Annotated in this window: 18 protein-coding genes and 1 tRNA gene; 6 read left to right on the top strand and 13 right to left on the bottom strand. The window is 44.3% G+C overall.

All coding sequences use genetic code 11. The annotated features are described in order from the left end of the window. Positions 1 to 90: 90 nt before the first annotated feature. From QT994_RS27780 to ndhL, 7 genes are all read right to left on the bottom strand, one after another. Positions 91 to 213, bottom strand: coding sequence for a transposase (locus QT994_RS27780; RefSeq protein WP_445243886.1), 123 nt, complete (start codon positions 211 to 213; stop codon positions 91 to 93). 231 nt (positions 214 to 444) lie between these two features. Next, on the bottom strand, positions 445 to 2856 hold the full coding sequence (locus QT994_RS08630; protein WP_333173520.1) for an ATP-binding protein: 2412 nt from the start codon (positions 2854 to 2856) through the stop codon (positions 445 to 447). Positions 2857 to 3108: 252 nt separating this feature from the next. Further along, positions 3109 to 3318, bottom strand: a complete 210-nt coding sequence (locus tag QT994_RS08635; RefSeq protein WP_333173443.1) for a hypothetical protein — start codon at positions 3316 to 3318, stop codon at positions 3109 to 3111. 836 nt (positions 3319 to 4154) lie between these two features. After that, on the bottom strand, positions 4155 to 4802 hold the full coding sequence (locus QT994_RS08640; RefSeq protein WP_333173446.1) for a DUF6658 family protein: 648 nt from the start codon (positions 4800 to 4802) through the stop codon (positions 4155 to 4157). Between the two features lie 484 nt (positions 4803 to 5286). Further along, positions 5287 to 6084: a tryptophan synthase subunit alpha gene (trpA, locus tag QT994_RS08645; RefSeq protein WP_333049825.1), complete on the bottom strand. Its 798-nt coding sequence runs from the start codon at positions 6082 to 6084 to the stop codon at positions 5287 to 5289. 305 nt (positions 6085 to 6389) lie between these two features. After that, the gene (locus tag QT994_RS08650) at positions 6390 to 6695 is read right to left on the bottom strand and encodes a DUF3007 family protein (RefSeq protein ID WP_333049826.1); all 306 of its coding nucleotides are present in this window, start codon (positions 6693 to 6695) and stop codon (positions 6390 to 6392) included. Next, the gene (ndhL, locus tag QT994_RS08655) at positions 6696 to 6911 is read right to left on the bottom strand and encodes an NAD(P)H-quinone oxidoreductase subunit L (RefSeq protein ID WP_006635828.1); all 216 of its coding nucleotides are present in this window, start codon (positions 6909 to 6911) and stop codon (positions 6696 to 6698) included. It abuts the gene before it with no gap. A gap of 198 nt (positions 6912 to 7109) precedes the next feature. Here ndhL and QT994_RS08660 point away from each other — a divergent pair. After that, positions 7110 to 7194, top strand: a tRNA-Leu gene (locus tag QT994_RS08660). 210 nt (positions 7195 to 7404) lie between these two features. Here the strand turns inward: QT994_RS08660 and QT994_RS08665 are convergent. Beyond that, a complete protein-coding gene (locus QT994_RS08665) occupies positions 7405 to 9180 on the bottom strand; it encodes an ATP-binding protein (RefSeq protein WP_333173448.1) in 1776 nt (591 codons plus the stop codon). A gap of 243 nt (positions 9181 to 9423) precedes the next feature. Beyond that, positions 9424 to 12138, bottom strand: coding sequence for a DNA methyltransferase (locus QT994_RS08670; RefSeq protein ID WP_333173451.1), 2715 nt, complete (start codon positions 12136 to 12138; stop codon positions 9424 to 9426). A 148-nt stretch (positions 12139 to 12286) separates the two neighbouring features. Here QT994_RS08670 and QT994_RS08675 point away from each other — a divergent pair, with 148 nt between their 5' ends. The 5 genes from QT994_RS08675 (at position 12287) to ureC (ending at position 17342) form a co-directional block, all read left to right on the top strand. Further along, positions 12287 to 13162: an urease accessory protein UreD gene (locus tag QT994_RS08675; RefSeq protein ID WP_333173454.1), complete on the top strand. Its 876-nt coding sequence runs from the start codon at positions 12287 to 12289 to the stop codon at positions 13160 to 13162. Positions 13163 to 13315: 153 nt separating this feature from the next. Further along, on the top strand, positions 13316 to 13618 hold the full coding sequence (gene ureA / locus QT994_RS08680; protein ID WP_015179363.1) for an urease subunit gamma: 303 nt from the start codon (positions 13316 to 13318) through the stop codon (positions 13616 to 13618). A gap of 33 nt (positions 13619 to 13651) precedes the next feature. Beyond that, a complete protein-coding gene (locus QT994_RS08685; protein WP_333049834.1) occupies positions 13652 to 13969 on the top strand; it encodes an urease subunit beta in 318 nt (105 codons plus the stop codon). A gap of 363 nt (positions 13970 to 14332) precedes the next feature. After that, complete coding sequence (locus QT994_RS08690) at positions 14333 to 15427, top strand: glycosyltransferase family 61 protein (protein ID WP_333173457.1); 1095 nt, start codon at positions 14333 to 14335, stop codon at positions 15425 to 15427. Between the two features lie 178 nt (positions 15428 to 15605). Next, a complete protein-coding gene (gene ureC / locus QT994_RS08695; RefSeq protein ID WP_333173459.1) occupies positions 15606 to 17342 on the top strand; it encodes an urease subunit alpha in 1737 nt (578 codons plus the stop codon). Positions 17343 to 18051: 709 nt separating this feature from the next. Here the strand turns inward: ureC and crn3 are convergent. From crn3 to QT994_RS08715, 4 genes are all read right to left on the bottom strand, one after another. After that, a complete protein-coding gene (gene crn3 / locus QT994_RS08700) occupies positions 18052 to 18384 on the bottom strand; it encodes a CRISPR-associated ring nuclease Crn3/Csx3 (RefSeq protein ID WP_333173462.1) in 333 nt (110 codons plus the stop codon). A gap of 43 nt (positions 18385 to 18427) precedes the next feature. Next, a complete protein-coding gene (locus QT994_RS08705) occupies positions 18428 to 19357 on the bottom strand; it encodes a DUF192 domain-containing protein (RefSeq protein WP_333173465.1) in 930 nt (309 codons plus the stop codon). 19 nt (positions 19358 to 19376) lie between these two features. Continuing rightward, on the bottom strand, positions 19377 to 21113 hold the full coding sequence (locus tag QT994_RS08710; RefSeq protein ID WP_333173468.1) for an NAD+ synthase: 1737 nt from the start codon (positions 21111 to 21113) through the stop codon (positions 19377 to 19379). 87 nt (positions 21114 to 21200) lie between these two features. Continuing rightward, positions 21201 to 21494 carry an isochorismate lyase gene (locus QT994_RS08715; protein ID WP_333173470.1) on the bottom strand — a complete coding sequence of 98 codons (294 nt, stop codon included), beginning with the start codon at positions 21492 to 21494 and terminating at the stop codon, positions 21201 to 21203. Positions 21495 to 21551 lie beyond the last annotated feature (57 nt).

Here is a 21551-nt window from a genome sequence, read left to right on the forward strand (position 1 = left end):
AGGTTCATTAAGTACAGTAGCAACAGCGTGTAAACCCGTTTGTGAATTCTTTAGTATTGAGTAAATAAGCGTCCAGTAGCAAGTAAAACATCAAGCTGGAGTGGTAGTGGTTGGAGAGAACTGACGTAAAAAAGCTTTCAGTTGTGACCACCATAATTCTATCGGATTAAAGTCTGGAGAATAGGGTGATAAATTGAGGAGACACTTAGCCAGCCGATTGAATCAAAAGTTCAATCGCCGCCAGCTTGTGGATCGGGAGATTATCCATAACAACGACTGCACCTTTCCATAAATTTGGCACTAAAAAGTGTGCAATGAAAAGTGCAAAAGCCTTACCATCCATCGACCCCTGCAAGTGTCATTAATCCTACTACTTTTTTTAAGCTGATTGCTCCGATAACTGTGAACCCGATCGCCCAAAAAACATTGAATTTTAATTCAAATTTATCCCTTCACAGGCAAAACGATCGCAAACTCAGTTCCAACTCCAGACTCCGCATCCACCTCGATGCTTCCGCCATGTTTTTCTACCGCAATCTGGTGGACAATTGCCAACCCCAATCCAGTTCCTTTGCCGACACCTTTCGTCGTGAACAAATGGTCGAATATCTGCTGTTTTACTTCCTCTTTCATCCCGATGCCGTTATCAGCAATTTTAATTTTAATGTGCCCTTCGCCCAGTACATCAGTGCAAATCGTGATGCGGTTGGGATTTGCAACAATTTCACTAAAACTTTGTCCTACATTTGACTCTTCTAAGGCATCGATCGCATTGGCAAGCAGGTTCATAAAAACTTGATTTAATTGACCGGGAAAACATTCAATTTTAGGGAGATTGCCGTATTTAGTTATCACTTCTATCTGCGGCCGGTGTTCGTTTGCTTTGAGACGGTGTTTCAAAATTAAAATAGCGCTATCAATGCCTTCGTGAATATTAAAAGGAACTTTGTAGTCTTTGTCGCCTCGGGAGAAGGTACGCAAACTGTTGCTGATGCTGCAAATGCGCTCGCACCCAAGTTGCATTGAATCAATCATTTTCGGTAAATCTTCCAAAAGATAGTCGAGGTCTATCTCTTCGGCGTGGTCGGCTATTTCCGATTGCGATGCACCGGAGCGATACAATTCTAAGTGTTCGATAACATCTTCCAAACTTCTTTTACCTTCGCTTAAATTGCCAGAAATAAACCCAATCGGATTGTTAATTTCGTGGGCGACTCCGGCGACTAAATTACCCAATGCCGACATTTTTTCGTTTTGCACGAGTTGCAGTTGCGCTTGCTGTAAATCTTTTAAAGTTTTTTCTAGCTGTTGGTTTTGCTCTTGCAAAAGTTCCCCTGCTCGCTTGCGATCGGTGGCATCAACACCCAAACCAATAATCCCGAGCGTCTCACCCTGGCAATTTTTTAGCTGCACTTTCGTGACTTCTAAATAGTGTAGTTTACCGTCAACAAATCTGAGAGTTTCGCTGGAGTAATGCGGCAAATCTTGGGCAAGGCAGGCGGCATCTGAAAGCAGACACCCCGCTGCATCCTCTCCCAGTATATCTTTGTAATGATCGACAGCTAGGAAAGCGCTCACAGGCACGCCCACATTTTGAGAAAAGGTTTTGTTCAAAAACTGTACTTTACCACTGGGATTAACCATCCAAATCCAAATCGGAGCGACATCAAGAATCGCTTGGAGCATTTTTTTCTGATCGGCAAGCTGAGCTTCGGTTCGGCTAATTTTTACTAGCGATCGCTCTAATTGTTGGTTGTAATCCTGATATTTTTTATATAGCAGAGCATTTTGCAAACAGATGGCTGCCTGGGAACACAGGAGATTGAGAAGTTGCAGCCGATCGCGGGTAAAAACTTTTGCGGTTAAGCGATTTTCCAGATACAAAATGCCCACTAAGTTGCCTCGATCGAGAATCGGCCAACACAAAAGGCTCTGCGGTTGGTATTTGAGGATGTAGGAGTCGGAATCCCAATCACGTTGTTGAGCGAGCTCCCGAACAATCACAGGTTTCAATAAATTTTTAACGCAGTCAACAATTTTGAGGGGCAAGATATCGCTGTTTTCATCGAGTGTTGCCGATGATAAGTCGATCGCCCACTCGACTCCCGAATTGTCGAGCGCGCTGGTAGCCACGATTTCCCATTGATTGCCGTTTGGCAAAATCAGCGCTCCTTTGTTAGCTCCTGTATTTTTCATCGCCAGTTGCATCAGTTTGGCAATCAGTCGATCGAGTTCTCTTTCACTAGAGAGCGCTTGACAAGCTTTGAGCAGTGTTGAAAAATTCCCGAAATCTGAGACGCTCGCCGAAACAGACGGATGAATGGATGGATGAATGGATGGATGAAGCGATTGATTTGGGCCAGCAGGTGTTGGAAAAGTTGCTAATGGATTTTCAGGGAGTTTTGCGGGTTCTAAAATCGGTTTTAATAATTGAGGATAACGTTTTTCTAAGTCATCAATTTTGGCTCTATCTCCCCAGCGGACATAGCAATCATAGGCATCTATCATGTAGAGTCGGGCAATTTTTTCTCTTCCCAATGACAGGTAGAACTTAGCAGCGAGTTCGCAGGCAAGAGCTTCTTCATTGACATATTCGTTAGCTTGAGCTCCGGTAATAGCTCGATCATAAAGTTCCATTGCTTCTGCTGTCTGTCCCAAAACGCCCAGCAATTCTGCCTCAACCAGATCGAACTTGTGTTGGTAATTGATCGGCGTATGGTGCGCGAATTCTTTGAGTTTTTTCTGACTAGCCCCAACGCGATTCAGGATTTGTTGGCGCTCCGCCGGTGCGGCATCTGCATAGATTGCCAAATGTGCCAGTGCATCATAAAAGTCGTGCATCATCGTTACTAGCATCAAAACACAATTCCCAAGATAAGGTTTGCCTCCATTTCGCCTGTCGATTGGCTGCGGATTACGGATCGAATATATCCCGAATCCGTGGCCTCTTTTTGCTAAAATTTATATACATCCATCTAGCAGGTAACAGGTAAGATAAATTGAAAGATTGGAAAGTTTAATGTATTTGTAAATAATCGGTCGGGGTTCGAGTTGGTAGAGAATGTCTGTTCGATTGAGGACTATTTCTACGGATGCAATTAACGCTCGCTAATGCAACTTTTTGGGATTGTGGCCGCACCGCCTTCCGCAAATCCTCCGCCACAATGGCGTAGGTTGGAGAATTTTGGCGGCAGGTTGTCGGTCTTTGTCGCGCATGAACCGATCGATAGCCGATCGAGAATCAGTGTACGATTGAGCGATCGGGCGATATCCCGGCATTACCGCAGTCAAATCTACTACATCTACTGTTGCGTCCATATCGGCTGACCTCAACTCCGACATTAGCTTGACAAAACTTATTGTATCTATCTTAGGGCATAAACCGCATAAATTTTGATCGCCAGATCGAAAACTCCAATTATCTGTTAATGAACAACATTTTATACTTGGGCGATCGCGATTAAAGCTTTTTACTTACGTATAAGTTTCTGCTATTAATCTCAAATGCGATTCAATGAACGCGAAATACCGTATAAACACCGCAATTTCCTGTCTTGAAAAATACAATCGCTAATTAATTAAATTTAATATAGCTCGATCGCCCAAATTTCCGCGAAGCCGGCCAAAAAGTTAGTACCTTAAAAAGTCCTAATATGATCTATAGAAATTATAAAGAATCCCCGTTGTGAAAGCAGTGGCATTCCAGTCCCCCCTAGAAAAGGACAGGGCCGTTGCATTGTGGTGAAACTCCCCCTCCACTCTACTTCCGACCTAATAGCCCTCCCAGGGTTAAAACCAAATCAAATAGTAATAAGCAGTAGTCTTCACATGACCGAAAGCATCCAGGATACAATCCCCCGGACTCATCCGTCCAGAAATAAAAAACCTGTATCCGATGAAACTTGCCCCCCGAATTTATCCGTGGGGTAATGCTTCAATTCTTTAATCTAAAATCTAAAATCTAAAATCGATTGACTTTACCTAGATTCCGACAGGGGTTAAAACCCGTGTCGGAATCTAGCTTCCCGAGAAGGAAACAGCGTTATTTGAGATTAGTCGATCGCGTCTGCCGCTGTTTCTGCCACTCGTTGAGTTATGTCAATATCTCGATACACTTCTAGCGAACCTTTTCCGAAGTATCTTCAGCGTTCGTTCTATCTTGCATCTCGCGCTGCATCATTGATATTTTCTTGGCCGCCGCTGGTACCATATCTCAGAGACTCCGTACCCTCTGCTGCTCTTTCTTTGGCTCCCTGGGTAGCTTCTTTAACAATATCTTTTGCTCCCTTCAAGCCTTCGCGAGTGTTTTCTTTAAGATTAGCAAAGCCTTGTTTGGTTTTGTCGCCAAAGTTATCAGCTTTGCGCTGGGCGGTGCGAGCATCATCCTTCGCCTTTTCCCCAATTTGGCCTAGTTTCTCAGGCGCGTCATCAGCTACCCGCCGTACATTTTCGCCTACATTGTTGCTAGATTTCGTGTCAATGCGGTGCTGCGCTTGCTCTTTGAGAAGCTCAGCTTTTGCTTCTGTTGTTGTCATCTTTTTGTTTCTGGGATCGACATCGGAATAGTCGTTCATGCCGCCTTTGAATTCGGACGTTACAGCCCCTGAAGGTACTTCTTCTCTAATTTTGTCGGATGTTTTTCCTATCTTCACATCAGCTTTTCCTGCCATCACATCAGGTTTTCCTGCCATAATATCAGGGCGGCTGCAGGCCGTACTCACTAATACTAAAATGCCAGCCAGAAACACTGTTAAAATTTGTACAGCTCGAATTTTTTTCACAAATGCAGTTAGTCTGTTCATAAAAATGCTCCTTTCTATTGTGAGATGCTCAAATGCCTTGTGGCTTTGTAGATGTCTAGCCTTACCAAATTAGGCACTTAAACACTTTTTAAGTATAAGAATATAAACCGTAGCTTTTCATCTATCCCAAGTTACATTCCTTAAGTTATAGCAGAAGGAAGAAGCAAGAAGAAAGAAGGAAGACGGAAGAAGGAAGACGGAAGACGGAAGACAGAATGGACAATCTTCGATATTCTAGAAATTATTCAAAGTCGGCACACCCTGCGCCGGACAAGGCAAAGCCGTTTCCCTAAATAGCTGTTTGGTTATCCATGCGCGGACTATGTTGAAATGTTGTGCGTGTTCGGCTCAAAAAAAACCTTCTAGTCAGGAACTAGAAGGAAGGTGGTATTATCTCAAGTACAACAAGGTCTTTAATCGCAATTGTGGTGGCACATCCCGATCGCAAACATCTGTCTAATGGCTGAAAGTATCTGCACAGTGGCTAATCATTTTGAATCGCTGTTTTTAGACTCTTGCAGAATTCGCCGATCGCCTCTAAACCCTGTTCTGGAGTTCCTTCGGCCAAGCGTTTGACAAAAGCACTGCCAACAATCGCAGCATCTGCACCCCATTCTTTCACTTGGCGAGCGTGTTCGGGTTTCGATATACCAAACCCGACGCCGATGGGTTTGTCGGTGACGGTGCGGAGTTCTTGCAGCAACTCTTTTGCTCTCGTTTCTAAGCCTTCGCGTACTCCCGTAACCCCCGTCACACTGACTAAGTAAATAAATCCTTGAGACTGACGAGCGATCGCTTCTATACGACTTTTGGGACTTGTCGGAGCAACTAATAATGTTAGTTCAATCCCTAATTTCTTGGCAGGTTGGATGAGACTGTCCGCTTCTTCTAAGGGCAAGTCTGGGACAACCAATCCCTGAACTCCGGCACTTTTGATTTGCTGCAAAAAGGTTTCTATACCTCGGTACAAAATCGGGTTGTAGTATGTGAAGAGAATGATGGGCGATCGCAAATTCGGACTAACTTTCGCTACCATTTCCAGCACCGAATCTAACCGCGTCCCCCGCTGCAGGGCCCTTGTAGCAGCGGCTTGAATCACCGGCCCGTCAGCTAGCGGGTCAGAATAGGGAACCCCAAGCTCGATCGCGTCTGCACCGTTATCATCCAAAATTTGCAGTGCTTTAGCCGTTGTCTCCAAGTCGGGGTCGCCAGCAGTAATAAAAGGAATCAATGCACATTGGTTGCTTTTTCGCAACGTTTCAAAACACTTAGAAATAGTCATTAGTTATTAGTCATCAGTCATTGGTTATCAGTCATCATACATAGGATTTCCCCTCGATCTATCGCAATCCAATTTGTTTGTAGTGAGGGATGCCTTCCTCATAAAACTCCCTCGGACTGAAGTCCTCACTACAAACCTATCGCGCTTATTTTAGGGAACGTGATATCAGTCATCAGTCATTAGTTAGCCGTTAATATTACTATTGATGAATTGTTATTCCCCAGTCATTAGTTCAGAGTTTATTGCTAATGACTAATCACTAATAACTCACTAATAACTAAGGACTGAGGGCTAAGGACTATTGACTAATTATCTTTTTCCTGCTCAATTTCCGCTTGAAGTTTGGCTAATTCTTCAGGAGTGAGTTCATCGAGTTGCTTCTGCAAGACAGCTTCTTTGTAGTCTTGCAATTGCTGACTGTAGGTCATATTTTGAGTCAGTGCTCGAAATAAATAAGTCACCAGCCAGCCAATCAAGCCGGCGACCAAAAACAACTGACTCCAAATCCCTGCATTCATGCTGTCGAGTCCGGCGAATTGCAGCAGCAAGTAGACAAACCCACCTGCTACAAAAAAGCCGATACTGATTCCAATTACGTCAATACGTCGCATTTAGGCTTCTATCTGCCGCCGTTTGGGCCGAAAATTCAAAAACGGAGCTAGGAGGAACATACCGGGGAAGAAGAAGAACATCAAGAAGTACATGAAGCCGCGCTCAAAAGAGGTAGCGATGTACCAGCGGCTGTTCAGGTAAGCGTAGGTGGCTGCGGGTACTACCAGGAGGTAGGCTCCTGCCAAGACGGCGTAAAGCAGTAAGGTAATATACATAGATTTGCTTTAGGGGAATAATAACACGGGTAAGTCCGTTGACACGCTCCGTTAGCTGGTTAACTATTGTACCGCTTGGGGAGATCCAGCGCGACTTTTGGGAATTTTTTGATTAGGGGTTGCGTAAATTGGGGTTTTGGCTGTAGAATAAAAGGCTGTTGCTCTTAGTGGCTCAAAACCACAGCAGCTTGACCAAAGGGGGGCGTGGCGGAATGGTAGACGCTACGGACTTAAAATCCGTTGACCCGAAACGGTCGTGTGGGTTCAAGTCCCTCCGCCCCCATGAAATTCTATCCTTTGTGAGTTAATAAGCTGTTGCGGCATTTAACTTTATTTTTTTCGGGCGATGTTCAAAGCCCACCCCACAAGAGTTTTCAGAAAGAGGATTCTTCAAATTAGATGCGCGCCAGCTTATAGTAATTCTTGCAGGATTTGTGGGATGGGCTTCTAGCCCGTCCCAAATTTGTGGAATGGGCTTCTAGCCCGTCCTATATTACGCAGCAAGTGGCAAAGTAATCACAAATTCCGTACCCTGTCCTATTTGAGAATTTACCTCAATTTTGCCGTGATGCTTGGCAAGGATTTGATAGGAAATAGCCAATCCCAATCCAGTGCCTTTGCCGATCGACTTTGTAGTAAAAAATGGGTCAAATATCTGTTGGGCACTTGCGGAGGCAATTCCCGGCCCGTTATCCCGAATCTTGACGGTGACAGTATTGTCGGCTGTAACTTCCGTGCTAACCCAAATCGTTGGCGAATAGCCTTTATCTTCCTTTTTTACTTCCTCTAACGCATCTATTGCATTGCTAATAATATTCATAAATACTTGATTCAGTTGCGCGGGATAGCACTCAAGCGCAGGCAACTTGCCGTATTGTTTAATAACTTCAATACCTTGTTTGAGTCGGTGATTGAGAATGACGAGGGTGCTATCTATTCCTTCGTGAATGTCGGCTGATTTCATTTTTGCGTCGTCCGATCGCGAAAAATTACGCATGGATATGACAATTTCGCGAATGCGATCGGCTCCCATTTTCATCGAAGAGAGGGTTTTTGGTAAATCTTCTCTGAGAAATTCGAGTTCAATGTCTTCGATGCGCTCTAGAATTGCATCTGGTGGGTTTGGATAGCATTCTTGATAGAGAGTTACCAAACCTGCCAAATCTTCGATGTATTGGTTGGCATAGTCAATGTTGCCGCCGATGAAGTTGACGGGATTATTGATTTCGTGGGCTATCCCTGCAACCATTTGACCGAGAGATGACATTTTTTCGGTCTGAATTAATTGGGCTTGAGTTTCTTTGAGTTCTTGTGTATATTCGCTAACTCGCTGAATCAATTGATTGAAAGAGACCGCTAAAAGTCCGATTTCGTCGTCGGTTGTGATTGGTACTTGCAGGTTAAAATTCGATTCGCGAGTGACTTGCTGAGCACAATTAGTAACGGTTTCGAGGGGTTGGGCGATCGCGCGGCTGGTTTTGTCCGCTAGGGTGGCGGCGATGAGTGCTGAAATTAGCATACTCCCGAGAATAATTCGGTTTCGCAAACTTCCCGCTTCTTCTAATGCTTGGGTTCCTTGCTGTTTGTGAATTTCTACTGTAAAAATTAGGTCAGTTAAACTTTGAGCCAGGTTATCTAGTACGATCGCTTCTTGGCCGCTGCTAGTCCTCAACATTTGTAGCTGTGCGGATTCGAGGCTGTTGGGCTGCAAATTCCAAACTTCCGCTTCTTTTAACTGCAATTTAATTAGCTGAGCGTAGTAATCAATGACGAGGGCAGATTTCTTCAATACAGCGTGCAATGCTGCCTCTTCTGTTGCTAGTCTCTTGGGATTTTCTCGTGCGAAAGATTCAATTTCTGCAATCAGGATTTTCGCCTGATGGATTTGCGCCAAAAACCGATCGTATTCGTATTTCAACGCCACAGTGTTTCCCAAAACGACAGGCAATCTCGCCGCGTGCGATCGGGATTCAAATACGGTATTTTGCAAATTTTGCAGCAGTTGCTGCTGTTGTTGGGCAACATTTACCTGAACTAAAGCTTGCTTGCGAAAGTAATCTCCCAATCTCATTCCCGCACCAGTTCCCACAATCGCTATGCCGATAGCTAAAGCATAACCGTAGCTAATTTTTTGGCTGATTCGCAAATGGTTGCATCCTCCCTTTAGCCCTGTCAAATTAATATTTGAAGTCGGTAACAAAGGTTTTTTAGCAGAGTGATCTTGCTCTAGTTTGCTATTTTTGGACTGACTGTGGGTAAATAATAACATGGGAAGTTCCTCCCAAACCAATCAGGAGTAATTGAGCTAAGAAAGGCAGAATGCACTTATGCTGAAGGCAGAAAGCAGTTTTGAGAGTTTAATTTTGAATTGTGGAATCTTTAACTCACAACTCACAACTCAATGCTTCCCCTAGTATCTCTGTTTTTAGACTATAGTGTTTGTGATCTATATCAACAATTTATGTGATTATACCCAAATTTACAAAATTTATGGTAACAACGATTAGTATTTTTAGTCAGTTGGGACACAAGGCCCCACTACCGGTTCTCCCCGTTTTTCTTTTTGTGCCAGTTCTAAGTTTAATTCCAGCATTTTTGCTAAAATATCGTCGCTGTCAGTAAATCCGTAAGCTTGCATTACTTCGCGATCGAGCTTAGCGTGGAGTTTATAAAGTTGACTGGTTGGTTCTTCAAAAAACTTATTGTAAAGTTGAGTGATTCCCCATTGTTTCGCTGACATTTGTTGAGTGCGATATTGGTGCAATTCGACCGCCGTTGCCCGAATTTGCTCTACTGATTGACCAGTCGGTGTCTGGGGAAAGGGGAAAGTTTCAAAGCAGGTATTGTGGGTGTAAGCGATATCTCCTTTGAGAGTTGATTTTTGAGCGTGCATCCAAATTCGGTGAATTTTAGATGAGAGAATGCCAAGAATATAGAAATCTTCTGAGGCAACCACTACTGATTTGTCTCCCGGCAGCCAACTAACGGGAGCGGGAATGAAGACAGCCCACTTTGAGACTCTCGGTACGGTGAAGTAGTGAGATAAAAGGGCGATCGCCTTTCTCATTTCTGGACGCGATCGCAAAAATTTCCACCAATAAATTCGAGATCGTGCATCTCGATTATTATCCCGTTCAAGCTTGACATGAGCTTTCACATACTCAAAAGGCAGCACATATTCACTCGCTTCTTCAATGCTCATATCATTGAAGTCAATAATCCAGCGTTCCGGCATACCGTTAGGATTCTTTGCTAGATTTGCACCCATTGAAAAAAGTTTAAGAACCTCTTGATTTTTAGTATCTTCTTTAATCCAATCATTAACCTGCTGTTGAGTAATAATAAATCCCATCCCCACTGGAATTACACCTTGAAAGCATTTATTTAAATTCGCTGACAACCTAGCAGCTTGAGAAACATCAATCGTAGCTTGCAGCGAAGAGTTGATACTAGAAACCGCGAGATTATCCAAATAGTAAACTTTCGGCTTTTCCTTGCTCCAGTTAATCAGGCTGACATGAACCTTAGCTTCCCCAGACCAAGGCTGAGTAGATACTGCCGCATAAATGTGACCGCCATTTTGCGCGACATAATCTAAAGCAGCAGCACGACTTTTTCCTTGACTGATTGAATTAGTAGCAACTAAACCAGCCCGTCCATTGAGTTCTAAATTATTGTGAGCTATACGAAACCAATAAGCACAAAAATCAACCGAATCTTTCACCTCGGGGAAGCGTTTAAACACGCGGTCAATATATTCATCTCCCAGGGCAATCCTCATGTGCTTTCCGCCTAAAAACGGAGGATTGCCGATAATCGCGTCAGCCTTCACCCAATCAGTAAATAAAGCATCAGCACAGACAATATTTTTATCCAAAGTATCTAAAGGCAGAGAAGGTTCTTTCAATCCCAAATTATCGATCGCCACCTTGCGGCCAATCATCAACGTCACCCGCGCCAACTCCACCGCAAACGAGTTAATATCCATGCCGTAAAATTGCTGCGGCGTGACTAAATTCATATAACCTCTTGTCCCGTCGCACTCGTTTAGCTTATCTAAAAGTAACTTTTCAACTTGCTTGAGTTCCTGATAAGCTACATACAGAAAATTACCAGAACCGCAAGCCGGGTCTAGGACGCGATAGCGACCTAATTCTTGGTGCAGATTTTGCAGTTTTGCTACCGTATTTGCAGCGTTAATTCGCTCTTCCCAGTAATAGCTAATTGTGGGCAAAACAATGCGGCGAATGTCTCCCTCTGTAGTAAAGTGAATCCCGTAGGCGCGGCGCTGTTTTTTATCGGTTTTCAAAGCAGATTCAAAGATATTGCCAAAAATAGAAGGGCGTACCTGACTCCAATTTTGTTCGGCACAAACTTCTAATATTTTCAACTCTCCCTGTTGCAGTTCAATGGGGTGTATTTCCGAAAATAATCCTCCGTTGAAATACTCGACTCCTTCATAACGTCCTGCGGGCGTGACTCCCTGCTGATTCATTGCTTGAAATAAGCCACCCAAGACATCATAAGAACTTGCTCCTTCCAGACAATCTTTGACGCAGCGAGTAAAGAGTGCAGGCGGCAAAAGTCCCCTATCTTCGGCAAACATTGCTAAGACGCACTGCAACACAAATCGCTGGGCTTGAAACTGATTAAATTTAGCAAATTTGCGCTCTTGACCGCGATCGATTAACATTTCCAGCAGCATCCCCATTCTGCTAGCAGCTTTTTCGGTAATCTCGACTTGGTTGTTTTTGAATATGGGGCGGCGGCTGGTAGATTCCATGAAGGCAAAAGCGGGCGATCGCGCGGGCAATTGCTTTAGGGATATAATGTCTACAGGCTGATCCGGCTGAAGGTCGAAATCGTAAATGTGAAACTCGTCAAAATTGCACATCATCACGTAGCGCGGGCGATCGTCTTTTTGGAGGCGAATATAATAGCGTTCTGTTTGGGTGCGGTGTTCTCTTTTAGTCAAATCTTCACCGCGCTTTTTCATTTCAATCAAAACGTGCTTTTTCCACACCAAATCAGCAAATCCCATTTGACCTTTTTTGCTGCTTTTTTCTATGCGTTCCTCATAGGTTGCGCCTGCTTCTAATGCCCCATCGTGGCCGAAAGCTTGAAAGAAGCGGTCTAAAAATACCTGTGCTTGTCCTTTTTCATCGCCTGTAATGTGTTGTTGGCAGTAGGTAACGAATTTCTGGAGGCTTTCAGGGGTGGCTGGCATGGGAGAATAATTTAAAACGCATATTAATTAGTATAATCTGCTATCTTGTATTATTGTTACAGCGTGTCCCTACGGGGAGGCATTGCCGTGTCCCTACGGGGAGCGATTGATATTTTTGATAATATCTATTATTGAATTCTAAAAAATTGTGATTCAAAACTCGACTGAAAAACCTACAAATAACATTCAAACTGGATGGCACGGATACCTCAATTTAACCTACGCCAACCGCAGCGGTGCAACTCAAATTATTCGCAATGAAATGCAAGCGCCCCTCAAGGTGCAGCGCCCGTTTTATCCTGAAGGGAAAGAGGTTTGCCACAGCGTCATCTTGCACACGGCTGGGGGAGTTGTCGGGGGCGATCGACTTTCCAGCCATTTTCACCTCCAACCCAACGCCAAAGCCTTGATTACCAGCGCCGCTGCTAGTAAAATCTATCGCAGCAGCGGACTAGAATCACAACAAAATATCGACATCAAACTAGAAGCCGGTGCTAATTTAGAATGGCTGCCACAGGAAACAATAGTTTTTGATGGCGCAATATATCGGCAAAATTTGCGGGTAGAATTAGCACCAACAGCGAGGATTTTACTGTGGGAAATTACCCGATTTGGACGCAGTGCTAGGGGCGAAAGGTTCTTGTCGGGAGAATGGATCTCGCACACCGAAGTCTGGCAACAAAACAGCCCTTTATGGATTGACAGACAATTGCTCAAAGGTGGAGAAAAAATGCTCGAAAGCCCTCACGGCCTCGGAGGAAAACCCGTAGTCGCCACCCTCGCTTGGGTAGGCGAACCCGTCACCACAGAACTCGTGGAAAAAGTACGAAATTTGCCATCTGAGGCAACAATTTATCCTGGTAATTCCACCGTAGGCGTCACTCGTATTCCTAACGGTTTGCTGTGCCGATATCGCGGTACATCCACAACCGCAGCTAGAGACTGGTTTGTCAACATTTGGCAGTTGCTGCGCTTGTCATTTTCACAACGCCCTTGCTGTTTGCCCAGAGTTTGGATAAAATAGGATGATCTTTGAGTTTCAATGTAGAGTTGCCCTCTCAACTAGATTATTCATCTCTCTCTTCTCTGCCTCTGCGCCCTTTGCGGTTTAATTATTCAGAAACAACCGTAAACGATATCATAATCAAATAATGCGATCGCACTTACAACCATAAAAATGCAACTCACCCCCCAAGAAAAAGACAAACTGCTGATTTTCACCGCCGCCCTCGTAGCAGAGCGCCGGAAACAAAGAGGTTTAAAATTAAACTATCCAGAAGCACTAGCCTATATTTCCGCCGCGATTTTAGAAGGAGCCAGAGACGGCCTCACCGTCGCCGATTTAATGAGTTATGGAACAACTCTACTGACGCGGGAAGATGTGATGGAAGGGATACCCGAAATGGTGCATGAAGTCCAGGTTGAGGCGACTTTCCCCGACGGAACTAAGTTGGTAACAGTACACGATCCGATCCGTTAAAAAATCAACCACAAAGACTCATAGGAGGAAAAGATGATTCCAGGAGAAATGATTGTTTCAGCAGGCGAAATAGAATTAAATGCCGATCGCCCAACCGTGCGTTTGCTGGTAGGAAATAAAGGCGATCGACCCATTCAGATTGGTTCACACTATCACTTTTATGAGGCAAACGAAGCCTTAGAATTTAATCGAGAACAAGCAAAAGGAATGCGGTTGGATATCCCCGCAGGTACAGCAGTTAGATTTGAACCAGGAGATGAAAGGGAGGTGCAATTAGTACCTTTTGTAGGTAGTCGTGAAGTCTACGGCTTCAATGGAAAAGTGAACGGTAATCTGGATGCTGAAGTATGAAGTCAGATGACCGTTCACGATTGTTGATTTAGGAATTTGAAACTTTTTAACTTCAAAGTTCTGCCAGTTTAAAAAAAGAATGCAACTGTCGGAAATCCACACCATGATACTAATAAGTCATCCGCAATCCCCAATCTAACATGGTGTCATTTCCAGCCCTATGCCTGGAGAGTGATAAAGTAAGCTCAAAAGTTTTTTTCTGCCTTGTGTATAACTGCCTTCTGGCTTTGTTTTGTTAGTTCAATCTCCGACTTTTGAGCGAGTTAAAATTTGTATTGGGCAATATACAATGGTAGTAAAAACTGTAAAGATATACAGCACAAGCACCTGATGAACCCAAAATTGGTTGACCAGATAAAACAGATGTTGAAGCAGAGCTTGCTGGCAACATCAAGGCGTGTCTGGAGAACCCCGTTAGACCGAGGCACCAGCATCAAATTGTTAGATGACAGCATCGTTTACAAAAAGCAGCACGAACCCATCAATATACCCGCATTAGCCTCGGTAAATAAAGTGCCTTCTCGGTTTTTTGCCACGGAAAAAACCGTGTCTTTTGACCCAGATTATGTGTGGAAGATTTCCCTTAATCAAAAAATAAATTCTCTAACTATTTGTACGTCGGGCAACACGCTGCTGAATAACAAGTTGCTTTTAGACTTGGATTTTCGCATTAGCGGTGCGGGCATTCTGGAATGGCCTTACAAACCTAACAAAATTACCTATCCCCTTGTAGTTGCTCCTTGGTCGCATTTGTGGTGCAGTTATTATGATTTTATCATTTTTGTGCTGGCTAAACTTTGTCGAATTGAGGAGGCTTTAGGTAAGGAAATTTGGCAAGAAGCCAAAATTTGTTATCCTTTACGACATACAGATTTTGAGTTGGGCTTTATGACTAAACTCGGTATTCCTGAAAGTTCACTAATTGACACTCGGGCTAGAGATACGGGATATCATGCAGAAAGTCTGGTGGTGGGAAACAATCAAGACTGGTATTTTCCCAGTCCTTACGATATAGAGCTTTTGCGGAAAAAATTTTGTCTTAAGGAAAAGGTAAAGCCTTATAGAAAACTTTATTTGTCTAGAAGTGGCCGGCGTCAGGTTAAAAATGAACTACAAGTGCGAGAGGTGTTGAAAGAATTTGATTTTGAAATTTTGGAAGATATCTCGCGCACTGTTGATGAACAAATTCGTCTGTTTGCAGAAGCGGCGGTGGTTGTCGGCCCTCACGGGGCTGGTTTTACAAATTTGCTGTGGTGTCAGCCGGGAACGAAAGTATTGGAATGCTTTTATGGAGGGTACACTCCGCCATATTTCTATTACATTTGCCAGCTATTGGGATTAGAATACTCCCGTATGGTTGAGGACAACAGTGTAGCGGAAGATTGGAGTTTCATTGGCATGGATATGACGGTGGATCTGGAGATTTTGAAAAGGGAAATCCAGAAAATGGTGGAGTAAATTTGCCCCTTCATAGCATTTTCGATTTTCGATTGGGAATAAATGATGCCTATCGGGGTTTTAAAGCTTGCCTAATGTTGTATTTTTTTTACTTTTTCAGATTGAGGAACTCGTCACATACTATAATTCAAGTGGGTCTCAACTGCTAACTAAAAATTTATTAATATTAGGAGCGAGAATGAGTTACAGAATGGATCGCCGCGCTTACGCGGAAACCTTCGGGCCGACTGTGGGCGATCGCGTCCGGTTAGCCGATACAGAATTATTCATAGAAGTGGAAAAAGACTTCACAACCTACGGGGATGAAGTTAAATTTGGCGGTGGGAAAGTCATTCGCGACGGCATGGGACAATCGCCTATTTCTAATGCCGACGGCGCTGTTGACACGGTAATTACTAATGCTTTAATATTAGACTGGTGGGGAATTGTTAAAGCAGATGTGGGCATTAAAGACGGCAAAATTTACAAAATTGGTAAAGCCGGAAATCCTTATATTCAAGATAGGGTAGATATTATTATGGGGCCTGGTACTGAAGTAATTGCGGGTGAAGGAATGATTCTCACGGCTGGGGGAATTGACGCTCACATTCACTTTATTTGCCCACAACAAATAGAAGTGGCGATCGCCTCCGGCATCACGACAATGATCGGCGGCGGCACTGGCCCCGCAACGGGTACAAACGCCACAACTTGCACTCCCGGGCCTTGGCATATGTACCGAATGCTGCAAGCTGCTGACGCTTTCCCCGTAAATCTAGGGTTTTTAGGTAAAGGAAATAGCAGTCAACCGCAAGGATTAATTGAACAAATTTTGGCCGGTGCAATGGGTTTGAAACTCCACGAAGATTGGGGAACTACACCAGCAACGATCGACACTTGTTTGAGTGTAGCTGACGAGTACGACGTGCAAGTTGCAATTCACACCGATACTCTCAATGAAGCGGGATTTGTGGAAGCTACAATTGCCGCTTTCAAAAATCGCGCTATTCACACCTACCACACTGAAGGTGCTGGCGGCGGACACGCACCGGATATTATTAAAGTGTGCGGACAAGCTAATGTTTTGCCTTCATCAACTAACCCGACTCGGCCTTACACTGTCAATACTTTAGAAGAACATTTAGATATGTTGATGGTTTGCCACCATTTGGATCGAGGCATTCCTGAAGATGTGGCTTTTGCTGAATCGAGAATTAGAAGAGAAACTATTGCTGCTGAGGATATTTTGCACGATTTAGGTGCGTTTAGTATGATTTCTTCCGACTCGCAGGCGATGGGAAGAGTTGGGGAAGTGATTATTCGGACTTGGCAAACGGCACATAAAATGAAAGTGCAGCGGGGACATTTACCCCCCCTAACCCCCCCTAACCAAGGGGAGGAAACAGAGGGGATTAACGACAATTTTCGGGCCAAGCGGTACATTGCGAAATATACAATTAATCCGGCGATTACTCACGGAATTAGTCAGTATGTAGGTTCGGTGGAAGAGGGAAAGTTGGCGGATTTATGTTTGTGGCGGCCAGCTTTTTTTGGGGTGAAACCGGAAATGGTAATTAAAGGAGGGGCGATCGCCTACGGGCAGATGGGAGATGCTAACGCCAGCATTCCTACGCCGCAGCCGGTGCATATGAGGCCGATGTTTGGCAGTTTTGGCGGGGCGATAGGGGCGACTTGTCTGACGTTTGTTTCCCAAGCTGCGCGCGATCGAGATATTGCCGCACAGCTCGGTTTGCAAAAGCCCACTGTAGCAGTTTCCGGCACGCGACAAATTAGCAAAAGAGATATGAAACTCAACGATTATTTGCCACAAATGGAAGTCGATCCAGAAACTTATGAAGTCAGGGCGGATGGGGAATTGTTAACTTGCGAACCGGCAACAGTTTTGCCAATGGCGCAGCGATACTTTTTGTTTTAACTGATATCTTGCACCATTGTCAGCAACAGGCAAGATGCTTGTTACACAAAATATAAATTTTCTTGTGGAACAGGCATCTTGCCTTTTCATAAAAGGCTAACTTAAAATGGTACAATATCTCAGTTTTAACCGATTATACAATTATGTATGGGCAGGTTTGACCAACAATATTTGCCAAAAACCGACAATCTCAAAAACCCGCCCCACCAACTGCCAATCTTCATCTTACTTCATTGGGGATTTGATTTCCTGTTAGAAAATTTGAGCGATTGCACTATCAAACTATGACAAACAAAAACCACAAATAAAGTGCTATATTAATCCTGCTCAACAGCTTGGGTATTCCCTCCACCAAGCTCGAAATTATCTCGTTTTTTAAAGGCAGCGCTTCTGCAAAAAACGCAACAAATAACAAACCAACGCCAATCCGCAGTCAAGCATAGGGAGTCGAGCGAATTTGCCTCCGAAAAGCTAATCTGTATGCAATTGCCAGCAGGGCGTAAAATATGACAATTGTGATTTTCGGAAAACCCGCACCTCCCAGATGAACGTGGGTACGAAAAACTTCATTGAACAAAAAGCACTGACGGGCTTGTCACCCCGTCAACCCAAAACGTTCTAATTTAATCATGACTCTCCTGGATTTTAAGATTCCCCTACCACGGGAAGTTTTATTTTTATTTATTATCACCTCAAACTCAGGAGAGTCTTAATCGCTTGGTAAACTCAATTTTAATACCTGTCCAACTGATACCTCGTGCTTGTGCGTCGCTACTACCACCGCACCTTCTAATCGCGGATCGTAACATCCAACCCAAGCCGCAGAATGACATTCGTGTACTAAATACCCGTACAGCCAAATTGCTCCTCTACCTTCAATGACAATTCCTTGGCTCAATTGAACGTCTTGAGGAAGTTTCAAACCTTGTAAATCATCGGGTGTGATGATACCGTCTTGAGTTGTAATTCGCAAGCGCAAATGTTGGTAAGCTAAACCGTCTTGAGTTTGATTGGGGATTATTTTTAATTCAATAGGATTCATTAGATGCACAAATGTTGAATGTTGCGATAAAATCATATATCTTTTAGGGTAAATTGGGAATCCGATCGCCAACTTTGAGTCCCAATTGCGCCGCCCTTCCGCCTCTGAGTTCGATCACTCCGTCAACGGGAACATCCGGGCCGTAGTTGGGGCAGGTTTCGCTCAAACAGGGCGGTACGTTAGGAATTATCGCCTGCACTACGCCTTCCCGCAGAAAAACCATATCGAGTTCAATAAACACGTTTTTCATCCAAAAACGCACGTTTCGCGCGGGTTCGATGCGGAAAAACATTCCTCTGTCGTCTGGCAATTCTGTGCGAAACATTAAGCCTGTCGCTTGTTCTTGGGGAGTTTGCGCCACTTCCAATCCGATCGCGCGATCGGCTATAATCGTGTTAACCGAAATTGGCAAAAGCTGAGCCTTATCTAGTCCGCCAAACAGCGACATAAAGTTTGATTCATTCAGATTAGAATTTCCCGAAACAACTCCTAAATATTTGCCCGAATTTTTATCTTTCATAATAGTTTGGTTATCGGAAACAGAAAGCTCTAAATCGCTAAATTTCATGCCTTCTGTCAAGACAATTTTATCATTGCCGTTGCCAAAATCTGTAATTATATCGGCTTCAGTAATAGTAGACGCGGCGGAGGTTCTTTCTATCACAAATAAATCATCCCCCGCGCCTCCTGTTAAGATATCCCCGCCTTCGCCGCCTATTAGCAAATCGTTACCCCGATCGCCAAACATCCAATCGGAGTCTTGTCCTCCATAGATTGTATCGCTTCCCTGCCCGCCCGACAGCGTATCATCGCCTTCATTTCCTGCCAGCAAATCATTGTCCCGATCGCCAAAAATTCGGTCGTTTCCGCCCAAACCTTGAACAGTATCATTACCTGCAAATCCTCTAATCGTGTCGTTGGTGAGAGTTCCCAGGAGAAAATCGAAGCCGAAAGTACCGTCGATGTTAACCATTTTGCGTTTAATGATGCGTTTAATAGAAGGAAGATTTGGCGATCGGCATCCGCCAACCGGTACCAAAAGCTCGATCGCTAATTTTCAAACCCGGGGCTGCTTGCCGCCGTTTAAACTCCGCTTGCCTCACTAATTTTACTACACGTTTAACCACCGCTTCATCGTGCCCCGCAGCCACAATTTGTTGGGCAGATTCGTGATATTCAATCAACCGCTGCAAGATGTCATCCAAAACATCGTAATCCGGCAAAGAATCTTGGTCAATTTGGCCAGGTTTCAGTTCAGCACTCGGCGCTTTAGTAATAATATTAACCGGAATAATTTCCTTTCCCTGGGGCGGGCATGGGGGCACCGCCCCTATATATCCGCCAGCATTCAGCCACCTACAAAGCGAATAAACGCGAGTTTTCGGCACATCGGAAATCACCGCCAAGCCCCCATTCATATCGCCGTATAGAGTGCAGTAACCCACCGCCATTTCCGACTTATTGCCAGTCGAAAGCAGCAAATGTCCGAACTTATTAGAAATTGCCATCAACAGATTGCCTCGAATCCGCGATTGAATATTTTCCTCAGCAATCCCGAAAGTTTTATTGACAAACAAATCGGCGAGAGTGCGATCGTAAGTTTTCATCAAATCGCCGATCGGCAATAGTTCGATCGCAACGCCCAGATTTCGGGCTAATTCCAAAGCATCATTAACCGAATGATCCGAACTATAAGGAGAAGGCATCAGCACCCCTAGAACATTTTCGGGCCCGATCGCGCAACTGGCGATCGCCGCCACCAAAGCCGAATCTATCCCGCCACTCAAACCGAGTACAACCTTAGAAAAACCGCACTTGCCAACATAATCTCGCACTCCCAAAACCAAAGCCGCCCAAATTTCTGCATCTCCCTCGGCAGGAGAAAAACTCAACGGCGTCGCCTCAATTCCTGCTGGATTTTGCTGATGGCTGCCAACTAAATCTTGTTTAGCTGCGTCATATTCCAGCACCGCAAAATCCGTCTCAAAAGAACCTAATACCTCAATCAAATCACCCTTTCGATTCACCGCACAACTGCTGCCGTCAAAAATAATATCGTCATTTCCTCCTACCTGATTAGCGTAAATAATCGGTATCCCGCAGCGGATGACGCTGTGCTGCAACATCGCCGATCGCACTCCCCGCTTCCCTGCAGAATAAGGCGATGCCGACAAATTCACCACTAAATCTACACCCAATTTTGCCAGATCGGAAACAGGATCGCCCGCGTAACTGCGTTTACCCCAAAACTCCTCATTGTTCCACAAATCTTCACAAATTGTTACGCCGATTTTGACTTCGCCAATAGAAAAGTAATTGCTGTTTTCGCCCGGTTCAAAATATCTATCTTCATCAAATACATCATAAGTAGGCAACAAGCGTTTATGAAAAACTTGTTTGACGGCGCCATTTTGCAACAAAACAGCGCTATTAAACAATGATTTCCCACCGAGTTTAACAGCATTAGCATTAGGTAAGGCAGTGCCTACTATTACTGCCAACTCCCGTGGCAAAGCTTGCGCCAGTTGCTGCAACTGTGCACCTGCATCTGCAATGAAACTCGGATTGATTAACAAATCGCGCGGCGGATAACCGATCAGGGAAAGTTCCGGTGTTAGCAATAAGTTTGCGCCCTCAACCTCAGCTTTTTTCGCAGCCTCCAGAATTAGGTTGGAGTTGCCAAAGATATCACCAATAGTAGGGTTGAGTTGTGCGATCGCAATTTTCATATTACCAAATCACTTAATAAATATTGCTAACAGTCCGCCCGCGCGGACTCACTTTCCTATAGTCCTAGATTTGAAGGTAGCGAAAGATTAATCCGATTTGTAATGTTTCAACTCTTCCTCAGTATAATAATTTACCAAATCCCGGTAAATATTTTCAACCACATCAGGATTCAAACCCGATTCTTGAGCCCACTCGCGCCGCTTCTGTAACATATCGTGAAAGCGCTCGAACGATCTAACGCTAGCTTCACTCGTTTTGAACCTTGCTGCAGCGATGACATATTGAAATCTCTTGCTCAAAGCTTCGATCACTTCTCGATCGATGATATCAATTTCCTCCCGCACTTCGTGAATATTAGCGCATTCATCAGGGTCTTTCATAGTCTGCACTCCTTAATAGCTTCTATTCTAATGTTACTAAATTGATCCCCGAATGTC

It is taken from the genome of Microcoleus sp. S13_B4 (assembly GCF_036700885.1).
In the GTDB taxonomy this organism is placed as follows: domain Bacteria; phylum Cyanobacteriota; class Cyanobacteriia; order Cyanobacteriales; family Microcoleaceae; genus Microcoleus.

Coding starts and splice junctions, on each gene's coding strand:
- QT994_RS08715 (WP_333173470.1), bottom strand. CDS start 21,494: ATGAAAGACCCTGATGAATGCGCTAATATTCACGAAGTGCGGGAGGAA.
- QT994_RS08670 (WP_333173451.1), bottom strand. CDS start 12,138: ATGCCAGCCACCCCTGAAAGCCTCCAGAAATTCGTTACCTACTGCCAA.
- QT994_RS08630 (WP_333173520.1), bottom strand. CDS start 2,856: ATGCTAGTAACGATGATGCACGACTTTTATGATGCACTGGCACATTTG.
- QT994_RS08685 (WP_333049834.1), top strand. CDS start 13,652: ATGATTCCAGGAGAAATGATTGTTTCAGCAGGCGAAATAGAATTAAAT.
- ndhL (WP_006635828.1), bottom strand. CDS start 6,911: ATGTATATTACCTTACTGCTTTACGCCGTCTTGGCAGGAGCCTACCTC.
- QT994_RS08640 (WP_333173446.1), bottom strand. CDS start 4,802: ATGAACAGACTAACTGCATTTGTGAAAAAAATTCGAGCTGTACAAATT.
- QT994_RS08635 (WP_333173443.1), bottom strand. CDS start 3,318: ATGGACGCAACAGTAGATGTAGTAGATTTGACTGCGGTAATGCCGGGA.
- QT994_RS08650 (WP_333049826.1), bottom strand. CDS start 6,695: ATGCGACGTATTGACGTAATTGGAATCAGTATCGGCTTTTTTGTAGCA.
- QT994_RS08710 (WP_333173468.1), bottom strand. CDS start 21,113: ATGAAAATTGCGATCGCACAACTCAACCCTACTATTGGTGATATCTTT.
- QT994_RS08690 (WP_333173457.1), top strand. CDS start 14,333: ATGTTGAAGCAGAGCTTGCTGGCAACATCAAGGCGTGTCTGGAGAACC.
- ureC (WP_333173459.1), top strand. CDS start 15,606: ATGAGTTACAGAATGGATCGCCGCGCTTACGCGGAAACCTTCGGGCCG.
- ureA (WP_015179363.1), top strand. CDS start 13,316: ATGCAACTCACCCCCCAAGAAAAAGACAAACTGCTGATTTTCACCGCC.
- QT994_RS08705 (WP_333173465.1), bottom strand. CDS start 19,357: ATGGTTAACATCGACGGTACTTTCGGCTTCGATTTTCTCCTGGGAACT.
- QT994_RS08665 (WP_333173448.1), bottom strand. CDS start 9,180: ATGTTATTATTTACCCACAGTCAGTCCAAAAATAGCAAACTAGAGCAA.
- trpA (WP_333049825.1), bottom strand. CDS start 6,084: ATGACTATTTCTAAGTGTTTTGAAACGTTGCGAAAAAGCAACCAATGT.
- crn3 (WP_333173462.1), bottom strand. CDS start 18,384: ATGAATCCTATTGAATTAAAAATAATCCCCAATCAAACTCAAGACGGT.